The organism is Bradyrhizobium vignae, assembly GCF_004114425.1.
Lineage (GTDB): Bacteria > Pseudomonadota > Alphaproteobacteria > Rhizobiales > Xanthobacteraceae > Bradyrhizobium > Bradyrhizobium vignae.
Window position 1 is genome coordinate 36,904 of record NZ_RDQF01000050.1, and the last position, 21,510, is coordinate 58,413.

Consider the following 21,510-nt stretch of genomic DNA (forward strand, 5'->3'; position numbering starts at 1 on the left):
GCCTCGCGCGAGCCGAGTGAGAGAATGGCCACCGCCACCACCGCTTCGCCTGCCATGATGGCAGCTTCCGCTTCCGAGCGCATCGCGCCGAAGCGGCTGTTTGCGTTCATCATCATGGTGTTCGGGATGTTCATGTCCATCCTGGACATCCAGATCGTCTCGGCGTCGCTCAGCGAAATCCAGGCCGGATTGTCGGCGAGCTCCAGCGAGGTCTCCTGGGTTCAGACCGCCTATCTGATCGCCGAGGTGATCGCGATCCCGCTGTCGGGATTTTTGTCGCGCGCCTTCGGCACGCGGCTGTTGTTCGCGATCTCGGCGGCCGGCTTCACCTTCTCGAGCCTGCTCTGCGGCTTCGCAACGACGATCGAGGAGATGATCCTCTGGCGCGCGCTGCAGGGTTTTCTCGGCGCCGGCATGATCCCGACGGTGTTCGCCTCGGCCTACACCGTGTTCCCGCGCACGAAGTTCCACATCGTCGGTCCCATCATCGGCCTCGTCGCGACGCTGGCTCCGACGGTCGGGCCGACGGTCGGCGGCTACATCACCGACCTGATGTCGTGGAACTGGCTGTTCTTCATCAACGTCGTGCCCGGGATCGGCATCACCCTCGGCGTGCTGGCGCTGGTCGATTTCGACGAGCCGCATTTCGAGCTGCTCGACCGCTTCGATTGGTGGGGCCTGCTGTTCATGGCCGGCTTCCTCGGCACGCTGGAATATGTGCTGGAGGAGGGCCCGCAATATGAATGGATGCAGGACCCCTCGGTCGCGATCTGCGCCTGGATCTGCGCGATCTCGGCGATCGCCTTCTTCTGGCGCGTGTTCACGGCGGCCGAGCCGATCGTCAATCTGCGCACCTTCTCCAATCGCAATTTCGCCGTCGGGTGCACGCTGCAATTCTGCATTGGCATCGGCCTCTACGGCTTGACCTACATCTATCCGCGCTATCTCGCCGAAGTGCGCGGCTACAGCGCGCTGATGATCGGCGAGACCATGTTCGTCTCCGGCATCACCATGTTCCTGGTCGCCCCGCTGGTCGGACGGCTCATGGCCAAGCTCGACATGCGCTACATGATCGCGTTCGGCCTCATCGTGTTCGCGATCGGCTCCTACCAGATGACCTGGATCACCCGCGATTACGATTTCTACGAGCTGCTGGTGCCGCAGATCCTGCGCGGCATCGGCATGATGTTCGCGATGGTGCCGACCAACAACATCGCGCTCGGCACGCTGGCGCCTGACCGGGTGAAGAATGCGAGCGGCCTGTTCAATCTGATGCGCAATCTCGGCGGCGCGGTCGGCCTTGCCGTCATCAACACCGTGCTCAACGACCGCACCGACCTGCACATCACCCGCCTGCAGGAGCGCGTGACCTGGGGCAACGCCACTGCGACCGAAACCCTGACCATGTTCATGCAGAAGTTCCAGGGTCTCGGCGATTCCACGCTGATGGCGATGAAGCAGCTCTCCCAGCTCGTGCATCGCCAGGCCGTGGTGATGAGTTTTGGCGACGCCTTCCTCATGCTGACGCTGTTCTATCTCGGCCTCAGCCTGCTGGTCGCGCTGCTGAACAAGCCGGCTTCGCCGTTCGGCGCCGGCGGCGATGCGCACTAATTTGCAACACTCGTGCGTGATCTCGCGCGAGCCCCGTTGCAATTCACGAGCGACACATCTATAAAGCGCACCTCATTCAATCGAACCGGGAGGGATTTGCATGATTTCGTCGCAATCGCAGATCGTACGCCCGCGCTCGATGATCTCCTGGCTCGGTATGTACGCGGCCCGTTAGAGGCCTCTTCCGCCAGCTTCGATTGGGCCAAGGTTTTGGCCAAGCGTCCCGATCGCTTCGCTTCCCAAGTCAAAATCAGTTCTACGTGACGCCGTTGCGGCCTTCGGGCCGACTTGCGTCCATTCGATGGAGCCGGCTCGCGCGAAAGCGGCCGGACGATGCCATGACCGCTCTGTCAAAGAAGCCCGCGGCGATTCGCGTCGTGCTGCCCTTCGTGTTTCGGCACTGGCTGAAGCAGCCGGGGCGCGGCCTCGTCGTGGCCGGCGGCCTGCTCGGCGCGACCGTCGCCGATTTGTTCATGCCGGTGTTCTCCGGACACCTGATCGATGCGCTGACCCGCGGTCCGTCCGATCCCGATGCGCGCCACGCGGCATTGGTCGCGTTCGGCGCCATCGTGGCGCTCGGCGCGGCCTCGATGGTGCTGCGGCTCGCAGGGCTCCAGGCGATCGTGCCGTTCACGCTCAAGATCATGTCGGACGTCGCGCAGGACGCGTTCACGCGCGTGCAGCGCTTCTCGACCGACTGGCATGCGAACTCTTTTGCCGGCTCCACGGTACGCAAGATCACCCGCGGCATGTGGGCGCTCGACCTGCTCAACGACACACTTCTGTTGGCGCTCTTGCCCTCGTTTGTCGTTCTGATCGGGTCGATGATCCTGCTCGGCGTGCACTGGGCCTCGCTCGGCGCGGTGATTGCGCTCGGCGCTCTGGCCTATGTCACGATGACGGTGCTGTTCTCGACCCGCTACATCGCGCCGGCCGCGCGCGTCTCCAATGCCTGGGACACCAAGGTCGGAGGCACCTTGGCGGATGCGCTGACCTGCAACGCGGTGGTGAAATCCTTCGGCGCGGAGCTGCGCGAAGACGCGCGGCTCGCCCGCGTCATCAAACGCTGGCGCGTGCGCGTGCGGCGGACCTGGTTCCGCTACAACTACACCGCCATGGCGCAGCTCTCACTGCTGCTGGCCTTGCGTGCCTCAGTGATCGGTGGCTCCGTGCTGCTGTGGATCTCGGGATATGCCTCGCCGGGCGACGTCACCTACGTGCTGACGAGTTACTACGTCATCCACGCCTATCTGCGTGACGTCGGCATGCACATCAACAACCTCCAGCGCTCGGTCAACGACATGGAGGAATTGGTGGCGATCCATGACGAGCCGATCGGGATTGCGGATGCGGTCTATGCGCGGCCGATCTCGATCGAGGGCGGCGAGATCGTGTTCGACGACGTCACCTTCCATTATGGCGGCCATCGCGCGCCGCTATACGACGGCTTGTCGGTCAGGATCCGCGCCGGCGAACGTGTCGGTCTCGTCGGCCGCTCCGGCTCCGGCAAGACGACCTTCGTCAAGCTGGTGCAACGGCTCTACGACGTCACCGGCGGTCGCGTGCTGATCGACGGGCAGGACATCGCGCTCGCCACGCAGCAATCGCTGCGCAGCCAGATCGCGATCGTGCAGCAGGAGCCGATCCTGTTTCACCGCTCGCTCGCCGAGAACATCGCCTATGGCCGGCCCGGCGCCAGCTTTGATGCGATCGAGCAGGCGGCGCGGCTCGCGAATGCGCACGACTTCATCCTGCGTCTGCCGAAGGGTTACGGCACGCTGGTCGGCGAGCGCGGCGTCAAACTGTCGGGCGGCGAGCGGCAGCGCGTGGCGCTGGCGCGCGCGTTCCTGGCGGATGCGCCGGTGCTGATCCTGGACGAGGCGACCTCGAGCCTCGATTCGGAATCGGAGGCGCTGATCCAGGAGGCGATGGAGCGGCTGATGAAGGGCCGCACGTCGATCGTGATCGCGCACCGGCTGTCGACGGTGAGGAGCCTCGATCGCATCCTGGTGTTCGACCGCGGCGAGATCGTCGAGCAAGGCACGCATGCTCTGCTCGCGGCCAAGCCGGCGGGCATTTATCGCGGCCTGTTCGAGCGCCAGGTGGTGGAGCTCGGGCAGATCGCAGCAGCGGAATGAGGCGCGGCCTGCGGACGGAGGAGAACGTCCGCAAGCCGCGAAGGATCAGGGCAGGGATGGATTGACATGAAAGACCTGACGCGCGGCTCCATCGTGAGCCACATCCTGCACATGGCGCCACCGATCGTGGTCGGCATGATCACGATCATGATCTGCCAGCTCGTCGACCTCTACTTCGTCTCGAGCCTCGGCGAGGCCGCGATCGCGGGCGTCGCCGCGGCCGGCAACGCCGGCTTTCTCGTCAACGCCTTGATGCAGGTGCTCGGCGTCGGCACGGTTGCGTTGATGGCGCATGCCGTGGGCCGCAAGGACCGTGACGATGCCAATCTGGTGTTCAACCAATCGGTCGTCCTGTCGGTGCTGTTCGGGCTGCTGACGCTGGTTGCGGGTTTCGCGCTGTCGCGTCCCTATATGCGCGCGGTCGCGGCCGACGACGCAACGATCGAAGCCGGCACCCTCTATCTGCTCTGGTTCATGCCGGCGCTGGCGCTGCAATTCGCGACGCAAGTGATGGCGTCCGCATTGCGGGCGACCGGCATCGTGCGGCCGAGCATGCTGGTGCAGGCGCTCGCGGTGGGCATCAACATCGCGCTGGCGCCGGTCCTGATCTCGGGCTGGGGCACCGGGCATCCGCTCGGTGTCGCTGGAGCTGGCCTCGCAAGCTCGATCGCCGTCTGTATCGGCGTGCTGATGCTGCTCACGTATTTCCTGAAGCTGGAGCGCTACGTCGCCTTTCATCCTGCGCAATGGCGGCCTCAGCTTTGGCAGTGGAAGAGAATCCTCAATGTTGGCCTGCCTGCCGGCGGTGAGTTCGTGATGGTCTTCATCATCATGGCCGTGGGCTATTATGTGCTGAGCGTTTTCGGCCCGGCGGCGCAGGCCGGATTTGGTATCGGCACGCGTCTCCTCGGCCTGATCCAGATGCCGGCGCTCGCCATTGCGCTGGCTGCGGGGCCCATCGCCGGCCAGAACTTCGGCGCCGGCAACGGCGCGCGCGTGCGGGAGACCTTTGTCAAGGCGGCGCTTGTCGCGACCGCCGTGATGATCGTGTTCCTGGCCCTCGCGCAACTCGCGCCGGGTCTGTTGCTTGCCGGCTTCTCGAGTGATCGGGAAACGTTGGCGGTTGCGTCGCTCTTCCTGCGCATCGTCTCGTTCAACATGGTGGCGCAGGGGCTGATCTTCACCACCTCCAGCATGTTCCAGGGACTCGGCAACACCAAGCCCGTGCTGGTGAGCTCGGCAATGCGGGTCCTCACCTATTCCCTGCCGTCGATCTGGCTCTCGACGTGGCCGGGCTTTCGGATGGAGCACGTCTGGTATTTGTCGATTGTGACAACGACGCTTCAGGCTGCGTTGAGCGGGTGGTTGCTGTACCGCGAATTCGGCAAGCGCCTGGCTCCGCTGCGGCACGTCGAGGTTCCGGAGGAGGTGGAGACTGAGCCTGAAGCGCCTCCTGCGCGCGCGCCGGCATAGCGACAGCCTGGTCGTGTCGCGACAAGGACGCATCTTCGTTGGCGCACACGTCAGTGCGCGCCAACGCTATTCCAGACCAGGGTGAGGCCCGACAGGAACAAGAGGCCGAGCACGACATCGCCGAAATGCTTGTCGTTCAGCGCGTGATAGACGCGCGCGCCCGCCCATGCGCCGATCAGCGTGCCGGGAAAGGCGACAGCCGCGAGCCAGACCACCTTGAAGGCGACGAGGCCCGATGCCGTCTGCAGCACCAGCGCGGTGGCGAGCACCGTGAAGTTGAAGAGCTGGAAGATGCCGCGCCGCTCGTGCTTGTTCCAGCCGCGGATGTTGGCCCACAGGATCGGCAGCGGCCCCGAGAGTCCGGCGAGGCCGCCGAGAATGCCGCCGGCAAAGCCGATCGCGCCGTCGGCAATCCGGCCGCCGGCCTTGAAGGCGAGCGGCCTCTTGTTGAGGTACAGCGCGCTCGAGAAGATCAGGATCAGCACGCCGACGCTCAGCTTGAACACTTTTGGATCGGCCGACGCGACCATCATGGTCCCGAGCGGCACGCCGATCAGCCCGCCGATCAGGAACGGCCAGACCAGCGAGAGATCAAAACTCTTCCACATCGAGGGCAGCGTCGAGGTCTGCGCGATCACCGAGCAGATCAGCACCAGCGGGACCGCGAGCGTGGGCGGCAGGACGTAGAGCCAGATGCCGAGCGCCATCAGCGCCGTGCCGAATCCGGCCAGTCCCGAGACGAAGCCGCCGGCCAGCGCGCCGAACAGCAGCAGCGCGTAAGTGGACGTTTCCACCTGTCATTTCCTGTCGTTAGCGGCGATGCCGAACTTCGATCGCTGCTTTTGAACGTCATCTGGCGCATAGCACAGATGCGGCCGGGAAGGTCAATTTCAAAACCGCACGCAAGCGTGATGCCGGAGGGCGGGCATTCGCGGAAGACGCGCCTACATGATGCTCGCACTTTAATCTTGGGGCCTGCCGGGCGTCACGCCGCACCGTCCCTGATGAGATGATGGAGCATGATCATGACCCGCATGAACATTGCCGTTGCGGCCGCGCTGTTATCGGTCGCCGGCCTGACGCCGACATTGGCGCAGGCGCAGTTTTCCGAGCCTGCAGCCTATCAGGCCGCACATCCCGACCGCGATGTGCTCAATGGCGGCCAGCTCACGCCCGCGGGGCGCGCAGCCCGCGGCGAGGCGTTGGCCCCGAGCGAGGCCTATGCGGCCTATCCTGCAGCCGTTGCGCCGGTCGTTCGCCCACGCCACCGTCGTCATCATCGATAAGAAGAGTCTAGACGATCTGTCTGGTGTCGGCGGGCTCGTGTAGCGCGCCGATCAGGATGCGCAGCGCTTGCGTCAATTCCGCCCTGTTGCGTGCCGCCCCCAGCGAGACACGCGCCGCATGCGGCGGTGTTCCATCCACGGTGAAGGCATCGCCTCCCACGATCGCGAGTCCATTGCGCAGCAGATGTGCCGCGACATCGCGCCGGCCCTCCGGCAGCCGCAGCCAGAGATGATGAGCGGCATGCTTGGCCAGGAACTGAAAACCCTTTAGGGCGCGTTGCGCAATCTGTTGGCGCCCAACTGCCTCGTTGCGGATGGCCGTGATGATGCGGTCGGCGATACCGGCCTCGATCCAGTGCGTCACCAGAGCGACCATCAGCGGCGCCGGCATCTGGACGGTGGCCTGCAAGTGGCCGCGCATCTGAAGCTGCGCGTCGGCATCGGGCGTCACCAGATAGGCAACGCGCAGCGCCGGCGCAATGCATTTTGACAGCGTGGTTGCGAGATAAGTCCGCTCCGGAATGAGGTTCGCGATCGGCGACGCCGAGCGATCAAGCAGCCCGTAGGCGTCGTCCTCGATCAGGATCGTGCCGGCATCGCGAACGATCTTTGCGACGGCGCTGCGCCGCTCAGCCGAAAGCGTTGCGGTGGTCGGATTGTGCAGCGTCGGAATGAGATAAACGGCCTTTGGCCGGTGCACGCGGCACGCCTTTACCAGCGCATCGGGCAGGATGCCGTCCTCGTCCATCGGGACGCCGACGAGCTTGACGCCGAGCTGTGCTGCGGCGGCCTTGATGCCGGGGAAGGTGAGGGCTTCGGTCAGCACGGTTTCGCCGGGCCGCGCAAGATGAGCGAGCAGGTTGAAGAGGATCGTCTGTGCGCCCGGAAAGATCACGAGCCTTTCGGCCTGCGCATGCGGAGCGCGTGCGCGCATCCAGCGCGCGGCGACCTCGCGTTCATGCGCGCTGCCGCCGGGCGGCTGATAATTGAGATACGCCGTCAGGCCCGATTGCGTGCGGATGGCTTCCATTCCGGCGACGATGCGCTCGTCGAGCTGCGCCTCGAGCGGATGCGGCGGCACGTTCATCGAGAGGTCGATCGCGACCGGATGCGGCAGGTCGACCGCGCGCCGCGCGCTGGTCTCCGACACGAACGAGCCCTGTCCGACGCGGGCTTCCATGATGCCGCGGCGCCGGGCTTCAGTGTAGGCGCGCGTCACCGTGGTGAGGTCGATGCCGAGTGCTTTTGCCAGCGCCCGCTGCGTCGGCAATTGCTGGCCGCGCACCAACCTCCCGGCGGCGATATCGGCCTCCATGGCCTCGACGATGCGCTGGTAGCGCGGCCCCGAGAGCTCCGAGATTGTAGGGATCCAGCCCATGCAATTTAGGCCTATAAGCTTTGAATGTATGGATGCATGATATTATTGTATGGATCGTCGAAAAGGAAGAGGTGTGGTCATGGCGACGGTCTCTCTGGCAAAGGCGATGTGGCGCGGTTTCAGCGGCAAATGTCCCAATTGCGGGGAGGGGCATATGTTCGGCCGTTTCCTGAAAGTGACCGAGGCTTGCGATCATTGTGGCGAGGAGCTGTTTCACCAGCGCGCCGACGACTTTCCCGCCTATCTCGTGATGGTCGTGGTCGGTCATCTCGTGGTGCCGGCAATTCTTGCGATCGAGACCGCCTACGCGCCGCCCGAGTGGCTGCAGCTTGCGGTGTGGCTGCCCGTGACGCTGTTCGCTTCGCTCGCGCTGCTGCAACCAACCAAGGGCGCCATCGTCGGGCTGCAATGGCAGCTTGGCATGCACGGCTTCGAGGCGAGCAAGCTGCGGCGGGAGACGGGCGGCCTTGCGCCGGTGCTGGTGAAAGCGGACACGCGCGCCGCCTGAATCGAGCGCGCCGATGGCGGTGTTGCGAGAGATCGTGGTGTAACTGTTGTCGTCGTTCCGGGGCTCGCGCAGCGAGAGCCCGGAATCCATTCATTCACCAACACTGCGGCCCGATGGATTCCGGACTCGTGCTGCGCACGCCCCGGAATCACGATGGTGATCCAAATTCCAAATGGTGAGGGGTCCGATGCGCTAGCATCGAACCCCTCGTTGCTTCCTCAGCAGGACGCGTTTTCTTCACGCGAACCGGAAAACCACTTCGCTCGAAAACGCTTCAGAGTATCAGCCGGCCTGTAAGCCGGGTTCTGTAGGGCACCGCCCGCTTGCGCGAACGATACGCGACGGCCATTCCTCTGGAACCATGTTTGCACATGGCCTCGAGCAACCTACCCGGACGGCGGGCCTGACATCGCCCCGCGGCGTTATCGCTTTCGCGAACAGCCCGCTATGCCGTCCCTATTCGGTTTTGCTCCCGGTGGGGTTTGCCATGCCGGCTCCGTTGCCGGAACCGCGGTGCGCTCTTACCGCACCTTTTCACCCTTACCCGCCTACGCTGCTTGCGCAGCTTCGGCGCGGCGAGCCTTGCGGGCTTGTCGCGCCATAGCCCCGAAGGGGCGACGGCGGGCGGTTCGTTCTCTGTGGCACTTTCCCTGGGGTCACCCCCGCCGGACGTTATCCGGCACCGCATGTCAAGGGAGCCCGGACTTTCCTCCCCGGCGGCCTTTCGGCACCTGCCGGAGCGGCCGTCCGGCCGACTGACGGGACTACGCATGGGCATTTGTGACGGTTCCGTCAAGCCGATATCGCGACGTACGATCCGCCCGAAATAATTTATCCTGAAGATGTCGTTTGGAACGTACCCCGTTCGACTGGATGTCGGCGAGTGAGCCGAACAACAGGAGTGAAGCCATGCAATATCTGCTGATGATCTATCAGAACGAGGTCGAGTACGCGAAGAACGACGCGGCGACCAGCCAGAAGATGCTGGCCGAATACCAGGCCTTCACGCAATCCATCATCCAGAGCGGCAACTTCAAGGCCGGCGACCGCCTGCAGCCGACCACGACTGCAACGACCGTGCGTGTGCGCGAGGGCAAGACGCTGACGACCGATGGTCCGTTCGCGGAAACACGCGAGCAGCTCGGCGGTTACTACCTGGTCGAGGCGAAGGATCTCAACGCGGCGATCGAGATCGCGGCGCGGATTCCCAGCGCGCGCATCGGCTCGATCGAGGTGCGGCCGATCTGGGTCTACGACAAGTGACGGCCGAGCCGCGCGTCGCCGCATGACCCCTGGCGAGATCGACAGGATATTCCGTGACGAGGCGGGGCGGGCGCTGGCCACGCTGATCCGCCTCGTCGGCGATTTCGATCTCGCCGAGGACGCACTCCAGGATGCTTTCGCCGTTGCCCTGGAACGCTGGGCGGGGTGTGCGGCCCCTGACAATCCGCGCGCCTGGCTGGTCAACGTCGCCAAGCACAAGGTGATCGACCGCATCCGCCGCCAGGCGGTCTTCCGCGGCAAGCAGCAGGCGCTGGTGCATGAGCTCGAGCTCAACGCGCTGGGCCCCGACGAGCCGCCGGCAACGCTCGATGACGACATGCTGCGGCTGATCTTCACCTGCTGCCATCCCGCCTTCGCGCCCGAGGTGCAGGTCGCGCTGACGCTGCGTACGGTCTGTGGGCTGTCGACGGCGCAGGTGGCGCGCGCCTTTCTCGTCAGCGAGGAGGCGATGGCGCAGCGGCTCGTCCGCGCCAAGCAGAAGATCAGGCTTGCCGGCATCCCCTACGAAGTGCCGGAGCGCGAGGCGCTGGCGCCGCGGCTCGATGGCGTGCTGGCCGTGATCTATCTCGTCTTCACCGAGGGCTATGTCGCGACCGAGGGCACGGACCTGATGCGGCCCGATCTCGCCGTCGAGGCCATCAGGCTTGGTCGCCTGCTGGACCGCTTGCTGCCCGATCGCGCCGGGATCAAGGGCCTGCTGGCGTTGATGCTGCTGCACGACGCGCGCCGCGCCGGGCGCGAGACGCCGGCCGGCGACATCGTGCTGCTCGAAGAGCAGGACCGCGCGCTGTGGGACCGCGCGCAGATCGATGAGGGCCTGCGGCTGGTGGAGGACGCGCTGCGCGTGCCGGGCCGGCCGCAGCCCTATGCGGTGCAGGCCGCGATCGCCGCGCTGCATGCGCGTGCGCCGAGCTTCGAGGAGACCGATTGGCCGCAGATTGCGGGGCTCTACCAGGTGCTGCTGCGCATCAGTCCTTCGCCGGTGATCGAGTTGAACCATGCGGCGGCGGTGTCGATGGTCGATGGGCCGGCACGAGCGCTCGATCTCGTCGATGCCATCACCGCGCGCGGCGGGCTTCGCGGCTATGAGCTGTTGCCCGCGGTGCGCGCGGATTTGTTGCGGCGGCTCGGCAGGACGGAGGAGGCGCGCGAGGCGTATCGTGCGGCGACCGAGGCGACGCAACTCGAGCCGTTGCAGCGGCTCTATGCGCGAAGGGTGCGGGAGATGGGGTAGGGCTGTATCAACGTCATCATGCGAGCCAACGGGTCCGCGCGAAGCGCGGCCCGATGACAGGCTCCGCGAAGCAATCCAGACTGCCTCGGGGGAAACAGTCTGGATTGCTTCGTCGCATCAGCGCAAAATTGCTTCGCAATCTTGTCGCGAGCTCCTCGCAATGACGGAGGATGTAGCTGTCGCCCTCACTTCGCAACCGTCGTCGCGTCCGACGGCAAGCTCGCCAGCAGCGCCTGCAATGTCGAGAGCGTCGAATGATCCGCGACACCGTCGAGCCGGGCCGGACGGAAATGGCGCTGAAAGGCGGTGACGACCTCCATGGTCGCGGCGTCGTATTTGCCGTTCAGGGGCACGCCATAGCCGTACCGTGCGAGTGCCTGCTGCATGCTCAGTACCGCGTCGCTGATGGTGCCGAGCATCAGCTTCTCGCCCCGAACGATCGGCGCGGGTGTTACCCAGTGACCGACGCCGGAATTAGCCAGCGAATGCCACGGAAATTTTTCGCCGGGGTCCTTCTTGCGGGCGGGCGCGACGTCGGAATGGCCGAGCACCCGGTGCGCCGGCACCTTGCGGCGGAGCATGATACCGCGGCACAGCGCGATCACGGCGGCGATCTGGCGCAGCGGATACTCCGGATAGCCCCAGTCATGGCCGCGATTGATGATCTCGATGCCGATCGAGCAGGAGTTGATATCGTCCTCGCCGGCCCAGGAAGAGACGCCCGCGTGCCAGGCGCGCTTGGTCTCGGGCACGCATTGCACGATGCGGCCGTCCTCCAGCACGACATAATGCGCCGAGACCTCGGTGCCGGCCGTGCAGAGCCGCGCCAGCGCGCCCTCGACATCGGGCATGCCGGTGTAGTGCAGCACGATCATGTCCGGCTGCCGTCCCTTGTTGCGCTCGCCATAATTGGGCGAGGGGATGATGTCGGACACGATCGAGGAATCGGGCTCGAACGTCCGCAGGCCCGCCACGGTCTTGGGAACCGGGAGAACACGTTGTCGCTTCGAATCGGATCCAGACGGCGTGGACGAACCGGAGGGCATGAGCAGCTCAAACGGACGGAGAGTGGGGCAAGCCCTTCTCTTTACTATTCCTTTACCCTGCACCGTGCGCAATCACGCGACGCGGTTAACGGATGCATTTTGGCGATGTGTGTGGATGAAGCATCACCCCCATGTCACCTTTTCCACTTGTCACGAGCCGAGCAACGCTTTCTTAACGCTAAGGGCCGTTACTGAGAGATGAAGAGCCGACCCGCGTCCGGAGGCGGCCAAAGCGTATTTTGGCTCGAAATCCCATGGCTGCCCGACAAATTCCACTGGGAACACTGGGTTGGTGGCCCGGGACGACCGGGCTCGGTTACCATGCAGAACGGGGGCTTTGTCGTGGAACCGCCGCGACGCGCAATGATTCGAGGCGTTATGGGCTTGTTCGACCCCGATCTCGCTTGGTCAGGCTGGGTGGTCGGCAGGCGTCACGCATGAGCTCGGCGCCGCATATCCCTGTTCTTGGCCGTGAGGCCATCGCGCAACTCGCTCCGCGCGAGGGCGGCGTCTATGTCGACGCCACTTTCGGTGCCGGCGGCTATAGCCGCGCGATCCTGGAGGTGCCGGGAACCCGACTGATCGCCATTGATCGCGACCGCACCGCGATTGCCGGCGGTGCCGAGCTGGTCGAACGCTCCGCGGGCCGGCTGACGCTGGTCGAGGACCGCTTCTCCAACCTTGCCGAGGTCTGCGCCGCGCAAGGCGTCGAGGCGATCGACGGCGTCGTGATGGACGTCGGCGTGTCCTCGATGCAGCTCGACCAGGCCGGCCGCGGCTTCTCCTTCCGCCTCGACGGTCCGCTCGACATGCGGATGGGGCGGACAGGCCCGACCGCGGCCGACGTCGTCGCGCGCGCCTCCGAAGGCGATCTTGCCGACATCATCTATCTCTTCGGCGAGGAGCGGCATTCCCGCCGCATCGCCCGCGCCATCGTGGCGGACCGGCAGGAAACGCCGTTCACCACCACGCGCGCGCTCGCCGATCTCGTCGGCAGGGTGGTGCGATCGAAGCCCGGGGACATTCACCCGGCGACGCGGACGTTCCAGGCGCTGCGCATCTTCGTCAACGAAGAGCTCGAGGAACTCCAGAGCGCGCTCGCTGCGGCCGAGCGCGTGCTCAAGCCCGGCGGCCGCCTCGTGGTCGTCTCGTTCCATTCGCTGGAAGACCGTATCGTCAAGAATTTCCTCTCCGAGCGTTCCAAGACGGGCGGCGGTTCGCGGCATCTGCCGGAAGTCGCGCAAAGTGCGCCGAGCTTCCAGCTGCTGACGCGGCGGCCGGTCGTCGCCGGCGAGGACGAAGTCGCGCATAATCCGCGCGCGCGCTCGGCAAAGCTGCGCGCCGCCGAGCGCACCTCGGCGCCGGCGCACGAGACCGACGAGGCATCGTCCTGGCCAAAGCTCTCGGACGTGATGAGGGGCGGCTAGCGCATGCGCATCATCCACCTCCTCGTCATCGGTGCGCTGATCTTCGCAGCCGCCCATGTCTACCGGATCAAGATGGACTCCACGGCGCGCACCGAGAAGGTGCTGCGGCTGCATGCGGAGATCCGCGAACAGCGCGATGCGATCGCCTCGCTGCGCGCAGAATGGGCCAAGCTCGATGCGCCCTTGCGACTGCAAGGCCTGTCCGACCGGCATCTGTCGCTGAAGCCGATCAACGGCACGCAATATGATTCGCTGAAGAACCTGCCGGAGCGTCCGCCGCGGATGTTCAGGCCGGGCGAGCCCGATCCGATCGGGGCCATGCTCAAGACCATCGAAGCCGCGAGCGACCCTGACACGGTGACGGGTTCCGTTCCTCACCCCGAGGACAAGCAATGAGCCCGGCAACGCCTGCAAGACCAACCGAAAAGTCGGCCGAGCCTTGGCGGCAGCGGCTGATCCGAAGCCTGCTCTACGGGCGCAATGTCGATCGCGCCGCGAAGGCGCGCGCGCGCGTGGGCCTCGCAATGCTCGCCTTCGCCTCGGTCTACGCTTTGATCGGCGGCCGGCTCGTGATGTTCGCGATCGGCGCCGACGCCCACAGCGCGCGCCGCGCTGCGGCGCAGGAGGTGGTTGCGACCGCGCGGCCCGACATCGTCGACCGCAACGGCGCAATCCTTGCGACCGACGTCAAGGCGGCGAGCCTGTTCGGCGAGCCGCGCCGCATCATCGACAAGGACGAGGCGATCGAGCTCTTGACCGCGACCATTCCCGACCTCGACGAGGTCGAGGTGCGCGAGCGCCTCAGGACGCGCAAGGGTTTCGTCTGGCTCAAGCGCGAGGTCACGCCGGCGCAGCAGCAGGCCGTCCACAAGCTCGGAATTCCCGGCATCGGCTTCCTGCGCGAGAACAAGCGCGTCTATCCCACCGGCAACGAGGTCGCCCATCTCATCGGTCTCGTCAACATCGACAACCAGGGCATCGCTGGCCTCGAGAAGTGGCTCGACAACCAGGGGCTGGCCGATCTCCACCGCGCCGGCTTTGCCACCGACCGGCTGCAGAAGCCGATCGAGCTCTCGGTCGACCTGCGCGTCGAGCATGCGCTGCGCGACGAGCTGTTGAAGGCCAAGGACAAGTTCCACGCCAAGGCCGCCTCCGGGATCGTCTCCAACGTCAAGACCGGCGAGATCGTGGCGATGGTCTCGCTGCCGGACTTCGATCCCAACAATCCGAAGGAAGCGCACGACCCCGACCGCATCAACCGCCTGACCACCGGCGTCTACGAGATGGGCTCGACCTTCAAGGCGTTCACGCTGGCGATGGCGCTCGATTCCGGCAAGATCAACTTGAACTCGATGTGGGATGCGCGCGGAAACCTGCACTACGGCAAGTTCACGATCCACGACAGCCATCCGCTCGGACGTTTCATCAACACCAAGGAAGTGTTCACCTACTCGTCCAACATCGGTGCCGCACGGATCGCACTCGGCCAGGGCGTCGAGGCGCACAAGGCCTTCCTCGCCAAGATGGGGCAGTTGACGCGGCTGCGCACCGAATTGCCGGAGAGCGCGGCGCCGCTGATCCCGCGGCGCTGGAGCGAGCTGAACACGGTGACTGCCGCGTTCGGCCAGGGCCTCTCCGTGGCGCCGCTGCAAGCGGTGATGGGTATCAACGCGCTGGTGAACGGCGGCTACCTGATTCCGCCGACATTCATGAAACGAAGCGAATCCGAAGCCATGGCCATGGCCAAGCGCGTCATCAAGCCGGAGACCAGCGACAAGATGCGGTTCCTGATGCGGCTCAACGCCGAAATCGGCACCGCCAAGACCGCCGACATCAAGGGCTACTATGTCGGCGGCAAGACCGGAACGTCGGAAAAGGTCATCAACGGCCGCTACGCCAAGAAGCGCGTGCTCAACTCGTTCACCGCCATCATGCCCTGCGACGATCCGAAATATCAGATCCTGGTGATGCTGGACGAGCCGCAGGCGATTCCCGAGACGAAGGGTTTCATCACCTCCGGCTGGAACGCGGTGCCGACCGGCGGCAAGGTGATCGAGCGGATCGCGCCGCTTCTGGGCGTCGAGCCGCGGTTTGACCTGCCGCCGTCCGAGCGCCTTATTCTTGCAGCATCCAGGACAACCCAGTAATCAACCGGGTGGGCCGTCGCCGGTGCTGAGTCGGGATTTTCCCAAGGATTCGGCTTTCCGGCCGGGCATGTCGACTGGAAGACCATGAAGCTGCGCGACCTCTTAGGTCAAGACGTTCTGGGCAATGATGCCGCGATCGAGCCCGCCGTTGCGGCGCTCGACGTGAGCGGGGTTGCGCTCGACAGCCGCGTGGTCAAGCCGGGCGATCTGTTCTTCGCGCTCGCGGGCAGCAAGACCGATGGCGCTCGCTTCATCGATGCTGCGGTTGCTGCGGGCGCGATCGCAATCGTCGGCGACCATGCGCCAACAGCATGCAAGGTGCCGTTCATCGCCGCCACCAATCCGCGCCGCGCGCTGGCGCTCGCCGCCGCAAGATTCTTCCCCGCGCAGCCCGCAACGATTGCGGCGGTGACCGGAACCAGCGGCAAGACCTCGGTTGCCGCCTTCACGCGTCAGATCTGGGAGCGGCTCGGACATGCCTCCGCCAGCATCGGCACCATCGGTCTCGTTTCGCCGAAGCGCACGGTATACGGCTCGCTGACGACGCCGGATCCGATCGCGCTGCACCGGCAGCTCGACGAGATCGCGCGCGAAGGCGTCACGCATCTCGCCTTCGAGGCGTCCTCGCACGGGCTCGACCAGTACCGCCTCGATGGCGTGCATATCTCGGCCGGCGGATTCACCAATCTCTCGCGCGACCATATGGATTACCATCCGACGGTCGCGCATTATCTCGCGGCAAAGCTTCGCCTGTTCCGCGAGCTGATCCCGCCGGGCGGCGCCGCCGTGATCTCGGCCGATCATGATTGCTCGGCGGAAGCGATCGATGCGGCGAAGGCGCGCGGCCTGCGCATCATGGCGGTGGGCCGCAACGGTGATGGCGCAGGCGAGGGCATCCGCCTCACCGAGGCCGTGGTCGAAGGCTTTGCGCAGAAGCTCACGGTCGAACATCGCGGCAGGGGCTACGCGATCCGGCTGCCGCTGGTCGGCGAATTCCAGATCGAGAACGCGCTGGTGTCGGCCGGCCTTGCCATCGGCACCGGCAGCGACGCTGCAAACGTGTTCGCAAGCCTCGAACATCTCGAAGGCGCCAAGGGCCGGCTCGAGCGCGTCGGCGAGCGCAACGGCGCGCCGATCTTCGTCGACTATGCGCACAAGCCCGACGCGCTGGCGAAAGCGCTGCAGGCGCTGCGGCCCTATGCCAAGCGCAGGCTGGTCGTCGTGTTCGGTGCCGGCGGCGACCGCGATGCCGGCAAGCGTCCGATCATGGGCGCGATCGCGGCGGAGAATGCCGACGGCGTCATCATCACCGACGACAATCCGCGCAGCGAGAAGCCGGATGCCATCCGCGCCGCGATCCTCGCCGCTGCGAAGGGCGCACGCGAGATCGGCGACCGCGCTGCCGCGATCCGCGCCGCGATCGAGGAGCTGGAAGACGGCGATGCACTGCTCATCGCCGGCAAGGGCCACGAGACCGGGCAGATCGTCGGTGGAGAGGTGCTGCCCTTCAGTGATCACGAGGCGGTTGCCGCCGCACTAGCGTCGAGGATTGCATGAGCGCGCCGATATGGACGGTTGCCGAGGTCGCGCGTGCGCTGGGCGCCGCCGGATCTTTCCCGGATACGCCGATCGATTTCGTCACCCAGGACAGCCGACTGGTGAAGCCGGGCAGCCTGTTCGTCGCGCTCAGCGGCACGCCGAGCGGCGGCTTCATCTCGGCCTTCGCCAGCGCGCGCGACGGTTGGGAGTTCGCGGACAAGGCGGAAGCCGCAGGCGCGGTCGCGATGATCGTGCCGCACGAGATCGCGGGCATCCGCATTCCCCAGATCGTCGTGAAGGATACGCTGATCGACGGCCTCTGGGGCCTCGCGCGCGCCGCCCGCGCCCGCTTCCGCGGGCCGGTGATCGGGCTCACCGGCAGCGCCGGCAAGACCAGCACCAAGGAGTTTCTGGCGGCTTATCCGAACGCCTATGCCAGCCCCTCGAGCTTCAACAATTTTTGGGGCGTGCCGCTGACGCTGTGCAATGCCAAGCCGGACGCCAGCCTCTGGGTCGTCGAGATGGGCATGAACCAGCAAGGCGAGATCGCGCGGCTCAGCGAATTGACGCGGCCGACCGTCGCGCTCGTCGTCAACGTCCAGCCGGTGCATCTGGAGAAGCTCGGCTCGCTCGACGCTATCCGGCGCGAAAAGGTGTCGATCGCGCTCGGCCTGCCCGAAGATGGCGTGCTGTTGCTGCCCGCCGGGATCAAGGCGCCCGAGTGGAAAGGCAGGGTCGTGCGCTTCGGAGGCGAGCACACCGAGGTGCACGAGGTCGCGCATGCGCCTCACGGCGAGAGCTGGCAGGTCGTGGCCGCGATCGGCAAGAAGGAGATCGCCTTCAGCCTCACCCCCGGCGCGCCGCACCGGGTGCACAATGCGCTGGCTGCGCTGGCCTCGATTCATGCTGCGCATCTCGACGTCGCGACGCTCGCGATCAAGCTCGACCGCGTCGGCATCATGACCGGCCGCGGCGTCGAGCAGGCAATCGGCGACATCACCGTGATCGACGACAGCTTCAACGGCAATCCGGCCAGCGTGGCGGCTGCGCTGCAAAGCCTTGAGGCGCGCAACATCAGCGGCGGTCGCCGCATCGCGGTGCTCGGCGACATGCTCGAGCTGGGCGAGGACGCACCGAGCTATCACACCGGCCTCGCCAGGCATCTCGAAGGCATCGACGCGGTCTACTGCGTCGGCCCGCTGATGCGTCATCTCTACGACGTGCTGCCAGCGGGCAAGGGCCTCGGCTGGCACGACGATCCCGCCACGCTGAAGCCGAGCGAGGTTGCGCGCCTGCTGAAGGCAGGCGACGTCGTGGTTGTCAAGGGCAGCAAGAAGATGTTCTGGGTCAACAAGTTTGTGCCGGGGCTGGTGGCCGCCTTGCAGGCAAAGGCGTAAACTGCTTGGAAGGCGCTGTTCCCGAATCCCTCTTTTGCGGCACGAAGCCGTCCGTTTCCCCTGAGGTCGCGTCCGACCCGATGATGAAGACCAGCGAATGCGCGTGAGGCACGTTGAGGCCAAAATGAAGGCCGAGAACCAGGCCAAGGCTGCGCGTGCGAAGGCGCCATAGGACCGTCTGAATGTTTTACTGGCTGATCGAGCTCTCCAATACATTTCCGGGCTTCGGTGCAATCCGCACGGTCCTGAACGTCTTCCGCTACATCACCTTCCGCACCGGCGGCGCCGTCGTCACCGGCGCGCTGTTCGTGTTCCTGTTCGGACCCTGGATCATCGATCATTTGCGCATCCGCCAGGGCAAGGGCCAGCCGATCCGCACCGACGGTCCGCAATCGCATCTCGCCAAGAAGGGCACGCCCACCATGGGCGGGCTGATGATCCTGTCCGGGCTCACGGTCGGCACGGTGCTGTGGGCCAATCCGCTCAACCCCTATGTCTGGATCGTGCTCGCAGTGACGCTCGGCTTCGGCTTCGTCGGCTTCTACGACGATTACCTCAAGGTCACCAAGCAGACCACGACCGGGTTCGGCAGCAAGCTTCGCCTGCTGATCGAGGCGGCGATCGCGCTGGTCGCCTGCTATGCGCTGGTGCGGCTGAACCGCGATCCCGCATCGACTGCGCTGACGATTCCCTTCCTGAAGGACACGGTGCTGCATTTCGGCTGGTTCTTCGTCATCTTCGGCGCCTTCGTCATCGTCGGCTCCGGCAACGCGGTGAACCTCACCGACGGTCTCGACGGCCTCGCCATCGTGCCGGTGATGATTGCGACCGCGAGCTTTGCGATGATCGCTTATCTCGCCGGCAACGCCGTGTTCGCCGAATATCTCCAGATCAAATATGTCGCGGGCACCGGCGAACTCGCCGTGCTCTGCGGCGCGCTGCTAGGGGCGGGCCTCGGCTTCCTCTGGTTCAACGCGCCGCCGGCCTCGATCTTCATGGGCGACACCGGCTCGCTCGCGCTCGGCGGAATGCTCGGTGCCATCGCGGTCGCGGTGAAGCACGAGATCGTGCTTGCGGTGATCGGCGGCCTGTTCGTGCTGGAGGCGGTCTCCGTCATCGTGCAGGTGGTGTCGTTCAAGCTCACCGGAAAGCGCATCTTCCGGATGGCACCGATCCATCATCATTTCGAGCAGCTCGGCTGGACCGAGCCGCAGATCGTGATCCGCTTCTGGATCATCTCGGTGATGCTGGCGCTCGCCGGTCTCTCGACGCTGAAGCTGCGCTGACGGTCCCCGCGATGATCCCGGTCACATCCTTCGCCGGCAAGACGGTCGCGGTGTTCGGCCTCGGCGGCTCGGGGCTCGCCTCGTGCCACGCGCTGAAGGCCGGCGGCGCCGAGGTGGTCGCCGCCGACGATAGTGCCGAGAATGTCGCCAAGGCCGCGCAGGCCGGCTTCATCACTGCGGACCTGCGCAACGTCTCCTGGGCGAAGTTTGCAGCGCTCGTGCTCGCGCCCGGCGTGCCGCTGACCCATCCGGTGCCGCACTGGAGCGTGCTGAAGGCGCGCGAAGCCGGCGTCGAGGTGATCGGCGATATCGAGCTGTTCTGCCGCGAACGGCGCCGGCATGCGCCGAACGCGCCGTTCGTTGCCATCACCGGCACCAACGGCAAGTCGACCACGACGGCGCTGATCGCGCATCTGACAAAGGTTGCCGGCTACGACACCCAGATGGGCGGCAATATCGGCACCGCGATCCTGTCGCTGGAGCCGCCACGCATGGGCCGCGTCCACGTCATCGAGATGTCGTCCTATCAGATCGACCTCACGCCCTCGCTCGATCCCTCCGTCGGCATTTTGCTCAACGTCAGCGAGGACCATATCGACCGCCACGGCACGCTCGCGCACTACGCCGCGGTGAAGGAGCGCCTCGTCGCGGCCGTGCAAGAAGGCGGCACCGCGATCGTCGGTGTCGACGACGGCTATTGCCGCGATGTCGCCGACCGGCTCGATCGCGCCGGCAAGAACGTGGTGCGGATCTCGGTCAAGAATCCGCTCGCGTCAGGCCTTTACGTCGAGCACGGCAACCTCGTGCGCGCGTCGGGCGGCGCCCGCAGCGAAGTCGCCGCGCTCGGCGGTATCGGCTCGCTGCGCGGCCTGCACAACGCACAGAATGCGGCCTGCGCGGCGGCGGCCGCGCTCGCGATGGGCATCAGCCTGGACGTGCTGCAGAACGGCCTGCGCAGCTTTCCGGGCCTTGCGCATCGCATGGAGCAGGTCGGGCGCCGCGGCAATGTGCTGTTCGTCAACGATTCCAAGGGCACCAACGCGGATGCCACCGCGCATGCGCTCTCGTCCTTCGCCGACATCTTCTGGATCGCCGGCGGCAAGCCGAAGGCGGGCGGCATCACCAGCTTGACGGGCTTCTTCCCGCGCATCCGAAAAGCCTATCTGATCGGCGAGGCCGCGCAGGAGTTTTCGGGCACGCTGGGACAAGTGCCGCACGAGATCAGCCAGACCCTCGATGTCGCGGTCGAGCACGCCGCGCGCGACGCGGAAGCGTCGGGCCTCACCGACGCCGTCGTGCTGCTCTCGCCGGCCTGCGCCTCATTCGACCAGTACCGCAATTTCGAGATACGCGGCACCAAGTTCCGCGAACTGGTGCAGGCGCTGCCGGGTGTGAAGCCGGTGGTCTGAGGCATCCCCTCTCCACAATCTCCGTTGTCGTCGCCCGGCGTGACCGGGCGACCCAGTATCCCAGAGGCGGTGCTTGAGCCGAGAGGCCGCGGCGTACTGGATGCGCCGGTCGAGCCGGGGCATGACAGTTAGAGCATGATGTTTTTATACGGAAACATAGCCTGAGTTTTTGAAGTAGTTGGTGCACTCCTCCTTGGAGAAGAGATCGAGGAGTTCACCAACCTTTCTCCAGGTTGCCTCCACGTCACGGGGCTCGGCAGCTCGCATGAGATGTTTGAGTTTGGCGAAGACCTGCTCGATCGGATTGAGGTCCGGGCTGTAGGGCGGCAAGAAGATGCGGTGGGCGC

General features: G+C 65.6%; 18 protein-coding genes and 1 other RNA gene. 14 read left to right on the forward strand and 5 right to left on the reverse strand.

The window, feature by feature from the left end:
- Positions 1-24: 24 nt before the first annotated feature.
- The 3 genes from EAV90_RS30335 to EAV90_RS30345 all read left to right on the forward strand — a co-directional run bounded on the left by EAV90_RS30335 (position 25) and on the right by EAV90_RS30345 (position 5,222).
- Positions 25-1,611 carry a DHA2 family efflux MFS transporter permease subunit gene (locus tag EAV90_RS30335; RefSeq protein ID WP_129145559.1) on the forward strand — a complete coding sequence of 529 codons (1,587 nt, stop codon included), beginning with the start codon at positions 25-27 and terminating at the stop codon, positions 1,609-1,611.
- 338 nt (positions 1,612-1,949) lie between these two features.
- Positions 1,950-3,749: an ABC transporter ATP-binding protein gene (locus tag EAV90_RS30340; RefSeq protein WP_164937172.1), complete on the forward strand. Its 1,800-nt coding sequence runs from the start codon at positions 1,950-1,952 to the stop codon at positions 3,747-3,749.
- Between the two features lie 66 nt (positions 3,750-3,815).
- A complete protein-coding gene (locus tag EAV90_RS30345) occupies positions 3,816-5,222 on the forward strand; it encodes an MATE family efflux transporter (RefSeq protein ID WP_129145561.1) in 1,407 nt (468 codons plus the stop codon).
- A 50-nt stretch (positions 5,223-5,272) separates the two neighbouring features.
- On the opposite strand, the gene EAV90_RS30350 is transcribed toward EAV90_RS30345, so the two are convergent.
- Complete coding sequence (locus tag EAV90_RS30350; protein ID WP_122401957.1) at positions 5,273-6,016, reverse strand: sulfite exporter TauE/SafE family protein; 744 nt, start codon at positions 6,014-6,016, stop codon at positions 5,273-5,275.
- 231 nt (positions 6,017-6,247) lie between these two features.
- On the opposite strand from EAV90_RS30350, the gene EAV90_RS30355 reads away from it, so the two are divergent.
- On the forward strand, positions 6,248-6,508 hold the full coding sequence (locus EAV90_RS30355) for a hypothetical protein (RefSeq protein WP_162500169.1): 261 nt from the start codon (positions 6,248-6,250) through the stop codon (positions 6,506-6,508).
- A gap of 7 nt (positions 6,509-6,515) precedes the next feature.
- On the opposite strand, the gene EAV90_RS30360 is transcribed toward EAV90_RS30355, so the two are convergent.
- Complete coding sequence (locus EAV90_RS30360; protein ID WP_164937173.1) at positions 6,516-7,886, reverse strand: aminotransferase-like domain-containing protein; 1,371 nt, start codon at positions 7,884-7,886, stop codon at positions 6,516-6,518.
- Positions 7,887-7,965: 79 nt separating this feature from the next.
- Between EAV90_RS30360 and EAV90_RS30365 the strand changes: the two genes are divergently transcribed.
- Positions 7,966-8,394 carry a DUF983 domain-containing protein gene (locus EAV90_RS30365; RefSeq protein ID WP_164937174.1) on the forward strand — a complete coding sequence of 143 codons (429 nt, stop codon included), beginning with the start codon at positions 7,966-7,968 and terminating at the stop codon, positions 8,392-8,394.
- Between the two features lie 278 nt (positions 8,395-8,672).
- Here the strand turns inward: EAV90_RS30365 and rnpB are convergent.
- Positions 8,673-9,153: RNase P RNA component class A (gene rnpB, locus EAV90_RS30370), an RNA gene on the reverse strand.
- Positions 9,154-9,303: 150 nt separating this feature from the next.
- On the opposite strand from rnpB, the gene EAV90_RS30375 reads away from it, so the two are divergent.
- Positions 9,304-9,657, forward strand: a complete 354-nt coding sequence (locus tag EAV90_RS30375) for a YciI family protein (RefSeq protein ID WP_122401961.1) — start codon at positions 9,304-9,306, stop codon at positions 9,655-9,657.
- A 22-nt stretch (positions 9,658-9,679) separates the two neighbouring features.
- Positions 9,680-10,912, forward strand: coding sequence for an RNA polymerase sigma factor (locus tag EAV90_RS30380; protein ID WP_129145564.1), 1,233 nt, complete (start codon positions 9,680-9,682; stop codon positions 10,910-10,912).
- A gap of 185 nt (positions 10,913-11,097) precedes the next feature.
- On the opposite strand, the gene EAV90_RS30385 is transcribed toward EAV90_RS30380, so the two are convergent.
- Positions 11,098-11,958, reverse strand: coding sequence for an N-acetylmuramoyl-L-alanine amidase (locus tag EAV90_RS30385; protein WP_174221563.1), 861 nt, complete (start codon positions 11,956-11,958; stop codon positions 11,098-11,100).
- Positions 11,959-12,395: 437 nt separating this feature from the next.
- Between EAV90_RS30385 and rsmH the strand changes: the two genes are divergently transcribed.
- From rsmH to murD, 7 genes are all read left to right on the forward strand, one after another.
- Complete coding sequence (gene rsmH, locus EAV90_RS30390; RefSeq protein WP_164937175.1) at positions 12,396-13,385, forward strand: 16S rRNA (cytosine(1402)-N(4))-methyltransferase RsmH; 990 nt, start codon at positions 12,396-12,398, stop codon at positions 13,383-13,385.
- 3 nt (positions 13,386-13,388) lie between these two features.
- A complete protein-coding gene (ftsL, locus tag EAV90_RS30395; protein WP_129145566.1) occupies positions 13,389-13,781 on the forward strand; it encodes a cell division protein FtsL in 393 nt (130 codons plus the stop codon).
- Positions 13,778-15,532: a peptidoglycan D,D-transpeptidase FtsI family protein gene (locus EAV90_RS30400; protein ID WP_122401965.1), complete on the forward strand. Its 1,755-nt coding sequence runs from the start codon at positions 13,778-13,780 to the stop codon at positions 15,530-15,532. Before ftsL ends, EAV90_RS30400 begins: the two co-directional genes overlap by 4 nt.
- An 84-nt stretch (positions 15,533-15,616) precedes the next feature.
- The gene (locus tag EAV90_RS30405; protein ID WP_129145567.1) at positions 15,617-17,089 is read left to right on the forward strand and encodes a UDP-N-acetylmuramoyl-L-alanyl-D-glutamate--2,6-diaminopimelate ligase; all 1,473 of its coding nucleotides are present in this window, start codon (positions 15,617-15,619) and stop codon (positions 17,087-17,089) included.
- Entirely contained in the window at positions 17,086-18,468 is a 1,383-nt protein-coding gene (locus EAV90_RS30410; RefSeq protein WP_129145568.1) for a UDP-N-acetylmuramoyl-tripeptide--D-alanyl-D-alanine ligase, read from the forward strand. The genes EAV90_RS30405 and EAV90_RS30410 overlap by 4 nt, the downstream gene beginning before the upstream one ends.
- A 182-nt stretch (positions 18,469-18,650) precedes the next feature.
- Entirely contained in the window at positions 18,651-19,754 is a 1,104-nt protein-coding gene (mraY, locus tag EAV90_RS30415) for a phospho-N-acetylmuramoyl-pentapeptide-transferase (protein WP_122401968.1), read from the forward strand.
- A gap of 11 nt (positions 19,755-19,765) precedes the next feature.
- On the forward strand, positions 19,766-21,163 hold the full coding sequence (murD, locus tag EAV90_RS30420) for a UDP-N-acetylmuramoyl-L-alanine--D-glutamate ligase (protein WP_129145569.1): 1,398 nt from the start codon (positions 19,766-19,768) through the stop codon (positions 21,161-21,163).
- 144 nt (positions 21,164-21,307) lie between these two features.
- On the opposite strand, the gene EAV90_RS30425 is transcribed toward murD, so the two are convergent.
- The coding region (locus tag EAV90_RS30425; protein WP_208738556.1) for a transposase at positions 21,308-21,510 on the reverse strand (203 nt) is incomplete at its 5' end.

What these genes read in the sequence shown, in the direction of transcription:
- rsmH (WP_164937175.1), top strand. Translation starts at nt 12,396, where the DNA reads ATGAGCTCGGCGCCGCATATCCCTGTTCTTGGCCGTGAGGCCATCGCG.
- EAV90_RS30335 (WP_129145559.1), top strand. Translation starts at nt 25, where the DNA reads ATGGCCACCGCCACCACCGCTTCGCCTGCCATGATGGCAGCTTCCGCT.
- EAV90_RS30345 (WP_129145561.1), top strand. Translation starts at nt 3,816, where the DNA reads ATGAAAGACCTGACGCGCGGCTCCATCGTGAGCCACATCCTGCACATG.
- murD (WP_129145569.1), top strand. Translation starts at nt 19,766, where the DNA reads ATGATCCCGGTCACATCCTTCGCCGGCAAGACGGTCGCGGTGTTCGGC.
- EAV90_RS30365 (WP_164937174.1), top strand. Translation starts at nt 7,966, where the DNA reads ATGGCGACGGTCTCTCTGGCAAAGGCGATGTGGCGCGGTTTCAGCGGC.
- EAV90_RS30400 (WP_122401965.1), top strand. Translation starts at nt 13,778, where the DNA reads ATGAGCCCGGCAACGCCTGCAAGACCAACCGAAAAGTCGGCCGAGCCT.
- EAV90_RS30340 (WP_164937172.1), top strand. Translation starts at nt 1,950, where the DNA reads ATGACCGCTCTGTCAAAGAAGCCCGCGGCGATTCGCGTCGTGCTGCCC.
- ftsL (WP_129145566.1), top strand. Translation starts at nt 13,389, where the DNA reads ATGCGCATCATCCACCTCCTCGTCATCGGTGCGCTGATCTTCGCAGCC.
- EAV90_RS30385 (WP_174221563.1), bottom strand. Translation starts at nt 11,958, where the DNA reads ATGCCCTCCGGTTCGTCCACGCCGTCTGGATCCGATTCGAAGCGACAA.
- EAV90_RS30360 (WP_164937173.1), bottom strand. Translation starts at nt 7,886, where the DNA reads ATGGGCTGGATCCCTACAATCTCGGAGCTCTCGGGGCCGCGCTACCAG.
- EAV90_RS30375 (WP_122401961.1), top strand. Translation starts at nt 9,304, where the DNA reads ATGCAATATCTGCTGATGATCTATCAGAACGAGGTCGAGTACGCGAAG.
- EAV90_RS30405 (WP_129145567.1), top strand. Translation starts at nt 15,617, where the DNA reads ATGAAGCTGCGCGACCTCTTAGGTCAAGACGTTCTGGGCAATGATGCC.
- EAV90_RS30380 (WP_129145564.1), top strand. Translation starts at nt 9,680, where the DNA reads ATGACCCCTGGCGAGATCGACAGGATATTCCGTGACGAGGCGGGGCGG.
- EAV90_RS30410 (WP_129145568.1), top strand. Translation starts at nt 17,086, where the DNA reads ATGAGCGCGCCGATATGGACGGTTGCCGAGGTCGCGCGTGCGCTGGGC.
- mraY (WP_122401968.1), top strand. Translation starts at nt 18,651, where the DNA reads ATGTTTTACTGGCTGATCGAGCTCTCCAATACATTTCCGGGCTTCGGT.
- EAV90_RS30355 (WP_162500169.1), top strand. Translation starts at nt 6,248, where the DNA reads ATGACCCGCATGAACATTGCCGTTGCGGCCGCGCTGTTATCGGTCGCC.